Source organism: Pseudomonas sp. Sample_20, from assembly GCF_004307585.1.
GTDB lineage: Bacteria > Pseudomonadota > Gammaproteobacteria > Pseudomonadales > Pseudomonadaceae > Aquipseudomonas > Aquipseudomonas atacamensis.
Genome location: NZ_RCOA01000128.1, coordinates 72,429 through 87,086 on the forward strand (window position 1 = coordinate 72,429; position 14,658 = coordinate 87,086).

The window sequence follows — 14,658 nt, forward strand, 5'->3', positions numbered from 1 at the left end:
CGCGGATTACTTGTGCGCCAGCAGCGCCTTGCGTGCAGCCTTATCGTGCTTCATGGCAGCGATTTCCCGCTCGCACGCTTCGACATCGAAGGAGTTGTCCCATTTGGCAATGGCAATGGTGCCGATGCCGTTGCCGATCAGGTTGGTCACCGCTCGCGCCTCGTTGAGGAAGCGGTCGATGCCCAACAGCAACACCAGGCCCACCAGAGGTATCGAGTGAATGGTGGTGAGCGTGGCCGCCAAGGTCACGAATCCTGCCCCCGCCACACCGGCCGAGCCCTTGGAGGTCAGCAGGAACACGCCGAGCAGAATCATCTGATCCATGAAGGTCAGCGGCGTGTTGGTCGCCTGGGCGATGAAGATCGCTGCCATGGTCAGGTAGATGCAGGTGCCGTCCGCGTTGAAGGTGTAGCCCGTCGGCAGGACCATGCCGACCACGGATTTCTTGCAGCCGAGCTTTTCCAGTTTGACCATCATTCGCGGCAGTACCGCTTCGGTCGAACAGGTGCCCAGCGTGATCAGGATTTCATCTTTGAAATAACGCAGAAACTGCATCAGCGGCATGCCCGACCATCGCGCAACCGCGCCCAGTACCACGACGATGAAGATCAGCGTGGTGATGTACAGCGCGACCAGCAACTGCCCCAGCGACAGCAGAGTGCCGATGCCGTATTTGCCGATGGTGAATGCCATGCCGGCTCCCGCGCCCAGCGGCGCCAGACGCATGACCATCGCGACGATTTTGAACAGACCTTGCAGGAACAGATCGATGGTGTTGATCAGCGGTTTGCTGGTTTCGCCCATTTGCACCAAGGCGACGCCCATCAGCACCGACAACAGAATCACCTGCAGCATCACGCCGTTGGAGAAGGCGCCGAGGAAGGTATGCGGGATGATATTGAGGAAGAATTCGACGAGGCCGCCCTGCTCGCTCGCCGCCTGGCTGTATTTGTTGACAGCGCTGCCATCAAGGGTGCCGGCGTTGATGTTCATGCCGGCGCCGGGCTTGACCACGTTGACTACGATCAGGCCGACCACCAGAGCGATGGTGGAAAGAATCTCGAAGTAGATCAGCGCTTTCACACCGATGCGGCCGACCTCCTTGATACTGCCCATCTTGGCGATACCGACCACCACCGTGCCGAAAATGATCGGCGCCAGGAGCATCTTGATCAGCTTGATGAAACCGTCGGCAAACGGCTGCAGCTTGGCGCCGATGTCCGGCACGAAGTATCCGATGGCAGCGCCGATGACGATGCCGATCAGCACTTGCACATAGAGCTGGCTGTACCAGCGTGATTTTGAAGTTTCCACGGAAGCACCTCATTTTATTGTTGTGGTGGGCATGTGGCTTTGGCGTCGAGGATGACGCCTGAAGCTGCGGCCTCGGAAATCGAGGCCGCAGGTGAAGCTGAATCAGCCCTCGCCCAGTTCGCGCATGACGGCATACAGCGCAGATTTGGCTTCGAAGCCGACGCCCGGGATATCCGGCAGCCCGACGTAGCCGTTTTCGACGCGGATGCCATCGGCAAAACCGCCGAAGGGCTGGAACACGTCCGGGTACGATTCGTTGCCGCCCAGGTGCAGACCGGCGGCGATGTTCAGCGACATCTGGTGACCACCATGTGGTACTACGCGACGCGAAGACCAACCCAGCTCTTCCATCACTTTCAGGGTGCGCATGTACTCCACGAGACCGTAGGACAGCGCGCAGTCGAATTGCAGGTAGTCACGGTCCGGACGCATGCCGCCGTGGCGCAACAGGTTGCGGGCATCCTGATGGGAGAACAGGTTTTCGCCGGTGGCCATCGGCAGTTCGTAGTGATTGGCCAGCTCGGCCTGGAGCGCATAATCCAGCGGGTCGCCGACTTCTTCGTACCAGAACAGGTTGTACTTCTTGATCGCTTCGGCGTAGGCGATACCGGTCTGCAGATCGAAGCGGCCGTTGGCGTCGACCGCCAGGCGCTGGCCGTCGCCCACCACCTCGAGCACCGCTTCGATGCGGCGGATATCTTCGTCCAGCGGCACCGCGCCAATCTTCATCTTGACCACGTCGTAGCCACGGTCCAGGTAGCTCTGCATTTCGGCCTTGAGTTTGCTCTGGTCCTTGCCTGGGTAGTAATAACCGCCCGCCGCATACACCCAGACTTTGTCATCGGCGACGCCGTTGCGATAACGATCGGCAAGCAGGCGATACAGCGGCTTGCCTTCGATCTTCGCTACCGCATCCCACACCGCCATATCGATGGTGCCGACCGCTACTGAACGCTCGCCATGCCCGCCCGGTTTTTCGTTGGTCATCAGGGTTTTCCAGATGGCGAACGGATCGAGGTTATTGTTCTCGTGATCGATCAGGGTTTCCGGGTCGGCTTCAGTGATCCGCGCCAGAAAACGATCGCGCATCAACGCGCCCTGGCCGTAGCGACCGTTGGAGTTGAAGCCGTAACCGATGACCGGTTTGCCGTCGCGGATCACGTCGGTAATGACCGCAACGACCGAGCAGGTCATCTTCGAAAAATCGATGTAGGCATTGGCGATCGGGGAAGCAATGGAGACGGTTTTTTCACGGATATCGACGATACGCATGACGGGTTCCTCTTGTTGTGGTGACCCAACGTTATGCGTTGCGACGACACCCGCCCAATGCTATTAATGCCGCGCCCTATGCACAGGAGGCATTGCCCTTGGAACTGGTTTGGCTTGAGGATTTTTCAGCACTGGCCGAGTACGGCAGCTTTGTCCGGGCCGCCGAAGCGCGCCATGTGACGCAGCCGGCGTTCAGTCGCCGAGTGCGCTCGCTGGAGAACTGGATGGGTGTCGAATTGTTCGTGCGCACCCCGCAGGGCGCGACGTTGACCGAGGCCGGCAGGCAGATTTTGCCCAGCGCCCAGGAAGCGGCCAGACGCCTTTACCGCATGCGCTCCGAGGCCCAGGAAGTGGCTGGCATGGCCGCGAAAACCTTGCAGTTTGCTGCCACTCACTCGCTGTCATTCACCTTCTTCCCACGCTGGTTGCGCAGCGCCGAAAGTGGCGCGCCGATCGATGCGGTTCGCCTCCATTCCGACAGCATGGCCGTGTGCGAACAGATGCTGATTCATGGCCAGGTGCAGTTCCTGCTATGCCATCGCCACCCCGACGTTCCGCCATTACTGGCGCCTGATCAGTTCATTGGCAAGAAGGTCGGCGAGGACGTACTTGTGCCGCTGGCGAGTGCTTCAGCCCAGTTCGGCACGTCGCCTGAAACCCTGCCCTATCTGGCCTACACCCACGAATCCGGCCTGGGCCGAATCGTCGCCCACAGACTGCACGGCAAGGCCGATTATCTGCATTTGAAACCGCTGTTCAGCAGCCATCTGGCGGCAGTGCTGATGTCGATGGCGCTGGAAAGCAAAGGCGTCGCCTGGCTGCCGAAAAGCCTGACCGAACAGGAAATGGCTGACGGGCGTCTGGTCAGGGCACTGGATGAAAGTTGGGATATTCCCCTGGAAATACACCTGACTCGCCCGACGGCACCGATCAGCCCTTCGGCCGAGGAATTCTGGGCGAAGCTGGGAGAGTAACTCTATCGAGCAGCCCCTCACCCCAGCCCTCTCCCGAGGGAGAGGGAGCCGATTCGGGTGCTGTTCAAAACCTGAGTTCGACCCGGTATTTCAGGTCGGCGAATTTCTACTAAACACCTCGGTCAGTCCCCTCTCCCCCGGGAGAGGGTTAGGGTGAGGGGCTTTTGGCCTTTGACTCGATTTATGCCACCGTGAGCCCCGTCCATAGCTCCGACACCGCCCAAAGTCGCTCAGCCAGCTCAGCATCCGCCGCCCATTTCGCAACACCCTTGCGGCCTGCTTTCGGTTCATTGACCGGCGCAACATTGCAGTCTTCGCAATACACACCACCCAAATCCGCAAGCAATGCACTGGTCGCACACCACAACCCCGTCGCCGCGCCTTGCTCGACAGTTTTCAGTCCATTGTGCGCATCCAGCCGTGGCCGACCCTGCTCATCCAGCGCGTCGAATGCGGCAAGTTCCGCCGTGCTCAAGTGCCGTGCCAGATCCGTCAGAATCTGCCCCGGATGCAATGAAAATGCGCGAACACCTTGGCTACGTCCACGCTGATCCAGTGCAATCGCGAACAAGGCATTGGCCGTTTTCGACTGGCCATAGGCGACCCATTTGTCATACGGCCGTTGCAGGAAATCGATGTCGGCAAAGTCCACCCCGGCAATCTGATGCCCGCGCGATGACACTGACAACACCCGCGCCTGTCCAGCTTTGACCAGCGCCGGCCAGAGGCCGCAGGTCAGGCGGTAATGACCGAGATGGTTGGTCGCGAACTGGCTTTCATGGCCATCGGTATCGCGCAGCAACGGCGCGGCCATGATTCCGGCGCAGTTGATCAGCAATGACACCGGCTGACCCGCGCTGACCACGCTGTGGCTGAACGCCGCCACCGATTCAGCCTGCATGAGGTCCATGGGCAGCACGCGGACGCCGTCAACACCGGCCAATGCCACCTCTGCCCGCTCCGTATCTCTGGCCGGCACAATGACCTGCGCTCCTGCCGCCGCGAGGCTTTTCACCGTCAGCAGACCGAGGCCGGAATAGCCGCCGGTCACCACAGCGAGTTGCCCGCGCAGATTGATGCCGGCCATGACTTCAGCCGCTGTGCTGGCGGCGTTGAACGGTGATTGCACAGGTTGTTGGAGCGTAGCCATGAGCGTTAATCCTGAGTGAGCTATCGAAGGTCTTCATTCTTGGCTAAGCTCTCGGGACGAACCAGTCTGATAAATCCAGGTTTCTGTCGTGATCATTCAAAATCCTGCTGGCGATCCACTTTCTGCCGTATTGGCGCTCTCGGAACTGCGCGCAGCCTGCTCGGTTCGCTTGCAAGCGGGCGGTGTCTGGGCGCTGCGATTTCAACCCATCGAACTGAAATTCAACGTGGTGCGACGAGGCGAATGCTGGTTGCGCATGCAGGGCTTGCCGGCGCAGTTGCTGCGGGCCGGCGACTGTTTTGTGGTGTCGCGCACGCCGTTCATTCTGGCCAGCGGCGCCGACGTCGAGGCGGTGAATGCAGCGGATGTTTTTGCCCATGACGGCGTCTCGGCGACCTTTGGCGTCGGCGAGGAAGTCGAGCTGCTGGGCGGCAGCGTGTCGCTATCGGGACCCGGCGCAACCGAGCTGCTCGATGTGCTGCCCGCCTCGCTGATCATTCGTGCCGAAACCGCAGGCGCTTCGTCGTTCGGCTGGCTGTTGGATGAACTGGGGCGCGAGTGGCCGTCGCATCAGCCTGGCTCGCAGGCGATGTGCAACGACCTGCTGCGGCTGATCTTCATCCATGCGCTGCGCCATCACATCAACAGCGCGGATGCCGAACAATTGGCCTGGCTGGGCGGACTGCGGGAACCGGCGATTGCCGGCGTGTTGCGCGCCGTTCACGGTGCCCCGGAAAAACCTTGGCGCCTGACGCAAATGGCCGAGATTGCCTGCATGTCGCGCTCCGGTTTTGCCGCGCTGTTCAAGACACGCATGGGTCTGGCACCGGTTGAATACGCCACGCGCTGGCGGATGCGCGTGGCCGCGTTCCGCTTGCGCAATGGTCGGGACAATGTGGCTACTGTCGCCGCGTCACTGGGCTATCTGTCCGACGCGGCGTTTGGCGCTGCCTTCCGCCGCGTGCACGGAATATCGCCGGGGCAATACCGGCGCGATCCACTCTTATAGTCCGATGATTGAGGTTATGATCGCGACACCCGCCGCCAAGGACATCCGCCGATGCCTGCCATGAAAACCCGCCCCACCTCCGCGCCATTGCTCAAGCCCGGCGAAACCGTGGTGCTGTTCGACGGCGTGTGCAAACTGTGCAACGGCTGGGCGCGTTTTCTGATTCGCCATGACCGTCAGCGTCGTGTGCGTCTGGCAGCCGTGCAATCGCCCGAGGGCCAGGCCTTGCTGGCGTGGGCCGGTTTGCCGCTGGACGAGTTCGACACCATGGCGGTGATTCGCGACCGCAATTATTGGGAGCGATCAGATGCATTCCTTGAAGTAGTCGGGCAACTGCCAATGCGCTGGCAGCCGCTGAAACTGCTGCGGATCTTCCCGCGTCGTCTGCGCGACTGGGCTTACGATCGCATCGCGCTGAATCGCTATCGCCTGTTCGGCAAGTACGACACTTGTCTGCTACCGACTGCGGATCACGAAAGCCGTTTTCTAAAGGCCCACGGTTAACCCGACCAGTTGCACCGGCGTCATCTTCGTCACCATCATCAGCACGATGACAAACATTCCGGCGAACCCGGCGACGCCCATCCAGAACCACCAGCGGTACGTGCTCGCGTAGCGATCATCCAGAGGCAGGCTACCTTCGCCCGCGCTCAGCGCCATGCTCTGCAAACGCTTTTGCAATACCAGCACCGGCAGCCACAACGCGCCGACACAGAAGAAAATGATCAGCGAAGTCAGCAGCCATTCGGTGCTCATCGAAAGCCCCGAGAGCCGCATCAGCAGGTAGCCGGTAATGACCTGCACAAACCCGGCCGGCGTGGTGATCCACGTATCAAAGCGCACCACCATTCGTGCGACATGGGCGATCACCTGCGGGTTGCCGCTGCGGCTGGCGGCGATCAGGTAGAGGTAGGAACCCATGCCGAAACCGAAGAGGAAAATCGCCGCGATTACATGCAGATACTTCAGGCAGAGATAGACCATCTCAACGCTGCCCATCGGAGAATTGAACCGACAGGCTCAAGTTGGCCGGATCGTTGATCGCCGCCAGATATTCATCGACGCTGATTTCGCCAACACACGGCCGCGCGCCGGCCTGCGGTACATAACCCCGAGCCATTTTGGTTGCGAGAGCGACGGCGGCGCAGCTGGGGATTTCCGGGCCTTTGTCATTCAGTGCGGTGAGTTGCGCGGTCATGCTCAGCGGCTGGTCGTCAACTCCGATGCCTTGAACATCGATGTACATCGCGCTTTTGCCGTCACCGAAGCGTTCGAACCACGTGCCCAGTCGATGCAGACGCGCCGCCCAGCGCACATGATCGCGCACCAGACCGAAGCGCAAGGCTTGCGCCAGCAAGGCGTTGGCGACACCGCCGAGCTTCAGGCCGGCGCCAGCCTTGAAGCGCAGCGTCTGTGCGCCATAGCGGCGAGCGAAAATATCCATGTCCGGCACATCGACATTGGCCAGCACCCGCGTGCCCAGTTGCGGCATCGTGCGCAAAGTCAGATCGAGCCAGCCCAATACTTCGTGAACCTGGCCGTTTTTCAATTGTTTGATCGGTGTGCCTGCGTAGGCGAGGACGCCTTCGACCGTGGACAGCCCCGGCATTTTTGCCGAGGAAGAAATGCCATGCTCGATCGAATCGATTCGCGCAAAACGCGAGCGCTGCTGGTCAATGATTGCCGAAGACAAGGTCGGCACCGAACTGCAACCGCTGAGTACCGCCACACCAGCCTCCCTGGCGCGGGCGTCGAGTACATCAATTCCATTGACGAAGGTGCGGCAGTCAGCCAGATCGCAGTAATTGACCCCGGCATCGATGCAGCTTTCAGCAACCGCGTAGGACTGCCCCTGAAACGGCCCGCCGGTGTGCACCACCAACTGAATATTCAACTCTCGCAACGCCGCTTGAAAACCTGCGCCCATCGCATCACCGCACCAGCCTTCGCAAGCTCGGCCCGACTGCGCTTGCAGCTCGGCGACCTTGTGTTGCAGCTTGCGCGCATCGCGGCCCGACAGCAGCAGTTCAATCTCTGGCATCTGCGCCAGATGCCGACAAACGATACTGCCGAAATTGCCGTAACCACCGACGACCATCACCCTGAATGCCATTGCCCTGTCCCTGTTCCAGCCTAAACGTGTGGCGCAGAGGATATAGGGCGCAGCGGCGACCAGACATTTATTTTGCAACCGGGTATCACCGCGTCCGCTTGTCCCAGGCAAAAAGAATGAACCCAACGCCCCTCTCGCCGCCTAACGCACAGACCATCAGGAGTTAAGCCTATGCAAATCGAAACCGTGTGGATCGTATTGGCGGTCATTCTCGTGCTGATCGAGCTTTGGGCCATCAACCGGGTGCGCAAAAGCGAGGGGAAATCGAGCAATAAAGGCGTGTGGATCGTGCTGATCGTGTTCGTGCCGCTGTTCGGCCTGATCGCCTGGGCGTTGGCGGGGCCCAAGCATATCGGTCGCGGCTCGCCTTCCCAGGCCAGCCGCTAACCAACGACGCAGGCCCGTCTCAAGCATCACCCGCAGCCCGGCTTTTGCCGGGCTTGTTATATGCAATGCCCGCCGCGCGGATTTCTTGCAGGCTGCACGAAAGCATTGTGCCTGCTTCGATGCCAGCCCTTGATTTAGAAGGGTTGCGCTTGATCGGCGAGTTGGCATGAGTCATGCGATAGCCTCTTCCTGAATACACAGCAGGGCGAAAAAAAGAACGCTGTGTTCAATCCGTGAAAAGCAGAGGCCTCAAAAAATGAATGCCATCGACCTTCTCAAAGCCGACCATGAAAAAGTCAAAGCCATCCTCAGCCAACTGAGTGAGTCCACCGACCGCGCGCTGAAAAAACGCGTCGAGTTGCTGGGCAAACTGGAAATGGAAATCACCATCCACACCCGCCTCGAAGAAGAGATTCTCTATCCTGCGTTCAAGGAAGCCGGCAGCAAGGAAGAAGACATCATGTATTACGAAGCCAAGGAAGAGCACCGCACCGTGGACTCACTGGTACTGCCTGATCTGAAAGAAACCGACCCGGGCAGCCCGGAATTTGCCGGTCGGGTCAAAGTGGTCAAGGAGCTGCTGGAGCACCACATCGAAGAGGAAGAAGAGGAAATGTTCCCGAAAGCGCAGAAGCTTCTGGGCAAGGCAAAACTCGAGGAACTGGGTGCGCAAATGGAAGCCATGAAGGCAAACCACAAAAAGGAAATGGCGGCCAACAAGATCGCTGCGTAAAGCGCTGAAGACACCAAAGCCCGGCAGCGATGCCGGGCTTTTTTGTGCGCCCAAACTGGCCCTCGCTCCACATTGGATATACGTATGTTCGGCAATTCCTGAACAAGCCACGAAACCTGTGGGAGCGAGCCTGCTGGCGAAGGCGTCAGGTCAACCAGATCATCCATGACTGACACTGCGCTTTCGCGAGCAGGCTCGCTCCCACAGGGTCAGTGTCGGTCTTGATGCAGGTTGTGATCAAACCGCCCAAGGTGGCGCCGGATCGAATTTCGCTTCGATCCATTCCTTGAACGCCACCACCGCCGCCGCCGGAAATCGCGATGACGGCCTGACCAGATAGACGCCGCCCGCCGAATCCAGATGCCAGTCGGACAGCACGTGAATCAGCCGCCCTGCCGCCAGATCGCGGCTCATCAGCCAGTCGCCGGCACCGAGTATGCCGGCGTCGGCGCGGGCGGCGGCGAGCAGGGATTCGCTGTCGCTGGCGGTCAGGTTGCCGTGTGGCGTAATGGTCTGCACTTCGTTGCCGCGATGCAGGCGCCACAGCGGGAACGACGCCAGCCCGCTGAAGCGCAGGCAATTGTGCTGAAGCAGGTCCTGCGGGGTTTGCGGCATGCCGTGGGCCTCGATGTAGGCCGGCGATGCGCAGAGAATCCGTCGATGGTCACTGAGCTTTTTTGCGATCAGCCGATTGTCCTCAAGCTCGCCGATGCGGATAGCCGCGTCGAAGCCCTGCTCGATGATGTCGACCAGGCCTTCGCTGTAATCGGCGATTACCGAAACATGCGGATGAGCCTTGAGAAATTCCGGCAGCAGCGGCCCCAGCCATAACCGCCCCATCGCCGCCGGCAAGGCCAGGCGCAGGGTGCCGCGTACTTCGCTGGCACCCTGCACCGCTTGCTGCTGCGCTTCGTTCATCAACTCGACGGCCGCGCGCAGGCGCTGTTCGAGTTGCAGGCCAGCCTCGGTGATACGCACGTGTCGCGTCGAGCGTTCCACCAACCGCACGCCCAGTCGCTTCTCCATCGCCGCGAGGCGCTTGGAAACGATGGTCGGATGGCGCTGCAACAAACGCCCCGCCGCGACAAAAGAGCCTTGCGCGGCGACGGCCAGGAAAGCAGCGATTTCATCGCTGTGCGGGTTGCTCAGAACATCCAGATTCATGGTTTTAAAATGATCGCCCCTGATGATCGGCCCGATTCAAGATCGGCGTGCGCTTGCGCCGCGTCAGCCAATGAATAACGCGCGCGAATTTGCGGCGTGATGATACCGGCGGCAACAGCGGCCAGCACATCTTGCGCGCGCTCCTGATATTCAGCTGTCGTGGTGGTGTGCGCGGCCAGCGACGGACGGGTCAGGAACAGCGAGCCCTTGGCGTTCAGCGTGGCCATTTCCACCGCCGCCGGCGCGCCGGTCTGCGCGCCGAACGAGACCATCAATCCGCGTGGGCGCAAGCTGTCCAGCGAGGCCTGAAAAGACACCCGACCAATCGGGTCATACACCACATCGACCTTGCGCCCCTCGGTGATACGCACCACATTGGCGGCGAGAGTCTCGGCATCGAACACCAGCACTTCGTCACAACCGGACGCGCGAGCCTTGTCGACACTGGCCTGCTTCGACACCACACCAATCACCGTTGCGCCAAGGTGTTTGGCCCATGGCACCATGATTTCCCCCAGACCTCCCGCGACACCGTAAAGCAGCATCGTCGTGCCCGGCCCGACCGGGTAAGTCGCCTTCAACAGATACTGCGCGGTGATGCCTTTGAACAACACCGCCGCCGCGTCTTCGAACGTCAACTCTTCGGGAATCTTCACCAGACGCTCTGCCGGAAACAGCCGCGCCGAGGCGTAACCGCCCAAGGGGCCGGTAGCGTAAGCGACCCGATCACCGACGCGCACATTGCTCACACCGGCACCGACCGCCGCCACCCGACCCGCGCCTTCCAGACCCAGCCCCGAGGGCAACGCCACCGGCACCGCACCTTTGCGCTGGCTGACATCGAGGTAATTGACGCCCACCGCCGCTTGCTCCAGCCAGACCTCGCCGGCCCCGGGGGCCGGTTCGCTGACAGCGTGCAATTGCAGGACATCCGGTGCGCCCGTTTCGCTGAAGCGGATTGCGTTGGCCATGGTCATCTCCATTCATTTGTTAAGCGTTGAGCTCAGTCTGAAAGCGCAGCACTCAACGAACAACCCAGCCTGAATGCAGTTCATTGCTGCAACGGCTGCAGCAATACACACATAAAAAAGGAGCGGCACGTGCGGCCGCTCCTTTTTCAACAATCAATCGAACGCGCCGTTGAGCACCTCGTAGATCAGCCCGGTGGCCAGCGCAACGAGAATGAGGTCAGTGCCCGCCTGTCGCCATTCGTAGCCGTCATAACGAGGCAGATGTTCGAGCATTCGCCCGTCCAGCTTCTTGGCGATGCCCGGGGGCAACGGTTTACCCCGCGCCAGATTCTTTTGAATACCCGGCGGCAGCGGCGGCCCCGGATTCCAGTATTGGCCGCGATAGATGCCGACGCTGCTGAGAATATCGCCGCGATCAACGCTCGGCCCGCCGCCGCGATTGCCAGAGTGTTGCTGGCCCTTGTTGCCATTGCCTTGGCCGCCCCCGCCCTGTTTACCGTGATCCTGCATGTTTTGCGGTTTGCCCTTGCCGTTGCCCTGGCCGCCCTGACCACCCTGCCCCTTGCCATTGCCGGGGTCAGCCAGTGCCGTCGTGCTGCCGATTACCAGCGCGAGGCAAGACAACGCGGTAATCAATCTGCGAGCTTTTCTCATGTGCGATTCCTTCGGTTGGGGGATGCTCTAGAGTATGGGCGAATGTGCTCAGCTTAGTGGATTTCTTCTTGCTGACCACTCGGCCTTGCGTCAGGATTCCCACCCTCTCCACCCCTGATCGAAAAATCATGAATCGCCAAAAGAAGCTGCAGCAGTTGTTCAAGGAAAAAGCCAAAAAGGCCAATGCCAAACTGGCGCCGAAAAAGCCCAAATACATCTGCAAGGCCGACCGCCTGAAGCTGGAAGCCGAAGCGGCGCAGGCGGCGGCCGAAAACAGCGAAAGCTGATTCAGGCCGACTGCCGCGACGTCAGCCAGGTCATCAGCGCCGCCAGCACGAGCAATGCCGCGCTGGCGAAAAACGTCAGCCGATAACCGCTGCCGTCGAACAGCAGACCACCGATGGTAGAACCCGAGGCAATCGACAACTGCACCACCGCCACCATCAGCCCACCGCCGGCTTCGGCATCGTCGGGCAGCGTGCGCGCCAGCCACGACCACCAGCCTACCGGCGCCGCCGTGGCGATCAATCCCCACAAGCCGAGCAACACGAACGTCGCGACTACTGAACTGCCCATCCCTATGAGCGCCACCGCGATCATCGCCATCAACAGCGGGATGGTGATCACTACGCGATACAGCCTCTTCTTCAACACCGAACCGATGACCACGGTGCCGATAAACCCGGCCACACCGATGACCAGCAAAATCATCGACAGCATCGAAACGTCGACCCGGGTCACGGTCTCCAGAAACGGTCGCAGGTAGGTGAACAGAACAAACTGGCCCATGAAGAACAGACCTGCGCCGAGCATGCCCAACGCCACCCGGCGGCTTTTGAACAACGCAAAAACATTGGCTGCGCTGGCTTTGCGCGGCGCGGCCGGGAGCGCGGGCAAGCTGATCCACTGCCAGAGCAGCGCAATCAGCGCCACCGGTATCAGGCAGAAAAACGCCCCGCGCCAGCCAATCACGCTGCCCAGATAACTGCCCAGCGGCGCAGCCACGACGGTCGCCAGGGCATTGCCGCCGTTAAAGATGGCCAGCGCCTTGGGCACGCTGGCGGAGGGCACCAGACGCATAGCCAACGCCGCTGACATCGACCAGAAGCCGCCAATCACCACACCGATCAATGCGCGGCCGATCATGTACACCGTGTAATTGGGCGCCAGGCCCACCACAAGCCCGGACGCGCACATCAGCGCCGTCAACAGCAGCAACAGGCGCTTGCGATCCATCGAGCCGGCGAGCCTGGTGATCGTCAGGCTGGTCAGCACCGCGAACGCGCCGGAGATGGCAATGCCATAGCCGGCCAGACCTTCACTGATAAGCAAGTCCGTAGCCATTGGCGTGAGCAGACTGACCGGCATGAACTCGGAGGCGATCAGGGCAAAGACACACAAGGTCATGGCGAACACGCCGCTCCAGTACGCCGGTTGCTCGCCGGCCGTGGACGCTTCCATGGGCTGGGCTGTCGGGGTGTTGATTACTTGAGCCGTCATGCGAAAACCTGTCTTGAAGAAGAAATGAGCGAGGCATTTCTGCCCCGTTACTCAGGCTGCAAAGCTTGACGGATCGAGCTTAACTTGATTAGTAGCGGTAATCTTCATGTGCTTTTGAGAAAAATTCAGCAATGAGCAACGCCAAAGTCAACGACCTGCAGGCCTTCCTGGCGGTGGCGCAGGAGCAAAGCTTCACCAAGGCTGCCGCCCGCCTCGGCGTCACGCCGTCTGCGCTGAGTCATACGGTCCGCGCGCTGGAGCAGCGTCTGGGTATCCGCTTGCTCGCTCGTACAACGCGCAATGTCTCGCCGACCGAGGCTGGCGAACGCTTGATGCATTCGATTGCGCCGCTGTTCGAGCAGATCAGCGCCGAGCTCGAAGCCCTCGGCGAATTGCGCGACAAGCCCAGCGGCACGATCCGCATTTCCTGCACGGACGATCAGATTGAATTGTGCATCCGGCCGATGCTTGCGCAGTTTTTGCAGGACTATCCGGACATCACCTTGGAGTTTTACGTCGATTACGGATTTACCAATGTGGTCAAGGAACGCTTCGACGCCGGCATTCGTCTCGGTGAATCGATCAGCAAAGACATGATCGCCGTGCGCATCGGCCCGGACTGGCGCCTGGCCGTGGTGGCCTCGCCCGAGTACTTCGCTCGTCACCCGGCACCCGCCACGCCGCACCAGTTGACGGAGCACACTTGCATCAACATCCGCCATCAACCGGCCGGCGCCATTTACGCCTGGGAGTTTGCGCACAAGGGTCAGGATTTCAGCGTGAAGGTCGATGGGCAGTTGGTGTTCAACAGCATTATGCATGTGCTCAACGCCGCCGTGGACGGCATCGGCGTGGCGTACGTGCCCGAACAATTGGTCGCGCCGTATCTGGCGGACGGGCGACTGGTGGAAGTGCTGGAAGAGTGGTGCCCGACGTTTCAGGGCTATCACCTGTATTACCCCAACAGGCGCCAGAGCTCCGCAGCGTTTGCAGCGTTTGTCGAAGCGCTGAAATACAACCGCTGACAAACGCAACTCTTCAATCCAACTCAAATCCCTGTGGGAGCGGGCTTGCCCGCGAAGGCGCCGGCACAGTCAACATCATCATCGCCTGTCACACCGCTTTCGCGAGCAAGCTCGCTCCCACAATGGTCCGGGGCAAATCTACGATCTTTGTCGCACCCCAAATCCCTGTGGGAGCGGGCTTGCCCGCGAAGGCGCCGGCACATTCAAAATCATCATCGCCTGTCACACCGCTTTCGCGAGCAAGCTCGCTCCCACAATGGTCCGGGGCAAATCTACGATCTTTGTCGCACCCCAAATCCCTGTGGGAGCGGGCTTGCCCGCGAAGGCGCCGGCACATTCAAAATCATCATCGCCTGTCACACCGCTTTCGCGAGCAAGCTCGCTCCCACAAT

At 60.5% G+C, this 14,658-nt stretch carries 17 protein-coding genes; 7 read left to right on the top strand and 10 right to left on the bottom strand.

Translation table 11 applies throughout. From position 1 onward, the window contains the following. Positions 1–6 precede the first annotated feature (6 nt). Together dctA and D8U70_RS25580 are read right to left on the bottom strand one after the other, a co-directional pair. Positions 7–1,314: a C4-dicarboxylate transporter DctA gene (gene dctA / locus D8U70_RS25575; protein WP_071171927.1), complete on the bottom strand. Its 1,308-nt coding sequence runs from the start codon at positions 1,312–1,314 to the stop codon at positions 7–9. A 102-nt stretch (positions 1,315–1,416) separates the two neighbouring features. After that, on the bottom strand, positions 1,417–2,586 hold the full coding sequence (locus D8U70_RS25580) for a mandelate racemase/muconate lactonizing enzyme family protein (RefSeq protein WP_024012582.1): 1,170 nt from the start codon (positions 2,584–2,586) through the stop codon (positions 1,417–1,419). A 98-nt stretch (positions 2,587–2,684) separates the two neighbouring features. On the opposite strand from D8U70_RS25580, the gene D8U70_RS25585 reads away from it, so the two are divergent. Next, positions 2,685–3,560, top strand: a complete 876-nt coding sequence (locus tag D8U70_RS25585; RefSeq protein WP_024012581.1) for a LysR family transcriptional regulator — start codon at positions 2,685–2,687, stop codon at positions 3,558–3,560. 181 nt (positions 3,561–3,741) lie between these two features. On the opposite strand, the gene D8U70_RS25590 is transcribed toward D8U70_RS25585, so the two are convergent. Next, the gene (locus D8U70_RS25590) at positions 3,742–4,710 is read right to left on the bottom strand and encodes an oxidoreductase (protein ID WP_130930050.1); all 969 of its coding nucleotides are present in this window, start codon (positions 4,708–4,710) and stop codon (positions 3,742–3,744) included. Between the two features lie 88 nt (positions 4,711–4,798). On the opposite strand from D8U70_RS25590, the gene D8U70_RS25595 reads away from it, so the two are divergent. Further along, positions 4,799–5,719 (top strand): AraC family transcriptional regulator, encoded by a 921-nt coding sequence (locus tag D8U70_RS25595; RefSeq protein ID WP_241664695.1) that lies wholly within the window; start codon positions 4,799–4,801, stop codon positions 5,717–5,719. A 51-nt stretch (positions 5,720–5,770) separates the two neighbouring features. Further along, entirely contained in the window at positions 5,771–6,223 is a 453-nt protein-coding gene (locus tag D8U70_RS25600; protein WP_122610132.1) for a thiol-disulfide oxidoreductase DCC family protein, read from the top strand. Here D8U70_RS25600 and D8U70_RS25605 read toward each other — a convergent pair. Both D8U70_RS25605 and D8U70_RS25610 read right to left on the bottom strand, forming a co-directional pair. Continuing rightward, positions 6,206–6,703 carry a DUF2269 domain-containing protein gene (locus D8U70_RS25605; RefSeq protein ID WP_130930051.1) on the bottom strand — a complete coding sequence of 166 codons (498 nt, stop codon included), beginning with the start codon at positions 6,701–6,703 and terminating at the stop codon, positions 6,206–6,208. The two genes, D8U70_RS25600 and D8U70_RS25605, sit on opposite strands and share 18 nt — an antisense overlap. 1 nt (position 6,704) lies before the next feature. Next, positions 6,705–7,832: a saccharopine dehydrogenase NADP-binding domain-containing protein gene (locus D8U70_RS25610; protein ID WP_130930052.1), complete on the bottom strand. Its 1,128-nt coding sequence runs from the start codon at positions 7,830–7,832 to the stop codon at positions 6,705–6,707. Between the two features lie 171 nt (positions 7,833–8,003). Here D8U70_RS25610 and D8U70_RS25615 point away from each other — a divergent pair, with 171 nt between their 5' ends. Beyond that, positions 8,004–8,219 carry a PLD nuclease N-terminal domain-containing protein gene (locus tag D8U70_RS25615; RefSeq protein ID WP_016774306.1) on the top strand — a complete coding sequence of 72 codons (216 nt, stop codon included), beginning with the start codon at positions 8,004–8,006 and terminating at the stop codon, positions 8,217–8,219. A gap of 19 nt (positions 8,220–8,238) precedes the next feature. Here D8U70_RS25615 and D8U70_RS27840 read toward each other — a convergent pair whose 3' ends face one another. Beyond that, complete coding sequence (locus D8U70_RS27840; protein WP_177434000.1) at positions 8,239–8,394, bottom strand: hypothetical protein; 156 nt, start codon at positions 8,392–8,394, stop codon at positions 8,239–8,241. Between the two features lie 81 nt (positions 8,395–8,475). On the opposite strand from D8U70_RS27840, the gene D8U70_RS25620 reads away from it, so the two are divergent. Continuing rightward, a complete protein-coding gene (locus tag D8U70_RS25620) occupies positions 8,476–8,952 on the top strand; it encodes a hemerythrin domain-containing protein (RefSeq protein ID WP_110599124.1) in 477 nt (158 codons plus the stop codon). A gap of 237 nt (positions 8,953–9,189) precedes the next feature. Here D8U70_RS25620 and D8U70_RS25625 read toward each other — a convergent pair whose 3' ends face one another. From D8U70_RS25625 to D8U70_RS25635, 3 genes are all read right to left on the bottom strand, one after another. Further along, positions 9,190–10,116: a LysR family transcriptional regulator gene (locus D8U70_RS25625; protein WP_130930053.1), complete on the bottom strand. Its 927-nt coding sequence runs from the start codon at positions 10,114–10,116 to the stop codon at positions 9,190–9,192. Beyond that, positions 10,113–11,087, bottom strand: coding sequence for a quinone oxidoreductase (locus D8U70_RS25630; RefSeq protein WP_130930054.1), 975 nt, complete (start codon positions 11,085–11,087; stop codon positions 10,113–10,115). Before D8U70_RS25630 ends, D8U70_RS25625 begins: the two co-directional genes overlap by 4 nt. Positions 11,088–11,240: 153 nt before the next feature. After that, positions 11,241–11,741 carry an anti-virulence regulator CigR family protein gene (locus D8U70_RS25635; protein WP_071171916.1) on the bottom strand — a complete coding sequence of 167 codons (501 nt, stop codon included), beginning with the start codon at positions 11,739–11,741 and terminating at the stop codon, positions 11,241–11,243. 128 nt (positions 11,742–11,869) lie between these two features. Here D8U70_RS25635 and D8U70_RS25640 point away from each other — a divergent pair, with 128 nt between their 5' ends. Further along, complete coding sequence (locus tag D8U70_RS25640) at positions 11,870–12,028, top strand: DUF2986 domain-containing protein (protein ID WP_024012572.1); 159 nt, start codon at positions 11,870–11,872, stop codon at positions 12,026–12,028. A 1-nt stretch (position 12,029) separates the two neighbouring features. Here D8U70_RS25640 and D8U70_RS25645 read toward each other — a convergent pair whose 3' ends face one another. After that, positions 12,030–13,202, bottom strand: a complete 1,173-nt coding sequence (locus D8U70_RS25645) for an MFS transporter (RefSeq protein ID WP_241664696.1) — start codon at positions 13,200–13,202, stop codon at positions 12,030–12,032. A 170-nt stretch (positions 13,203–13,372) separates the two neighbouring features. On the opposite strand from D8U70_RS25645, the gene D8U70_RS25650 reads away from it, so the two are divergent. After that, positions 13,373–14,266 (top strand): LysR family transcriptional regulator, encoded by an 894-nt coding sequence (locus D8U70_RS25650; protein ID WP_130930056.1) that lies wholly within the window; start codon positions 13,373–13,375, stop codon positions 14,264–14,266. Positions 14,267–14,658 lie beyond the last annotated feature (392 nt).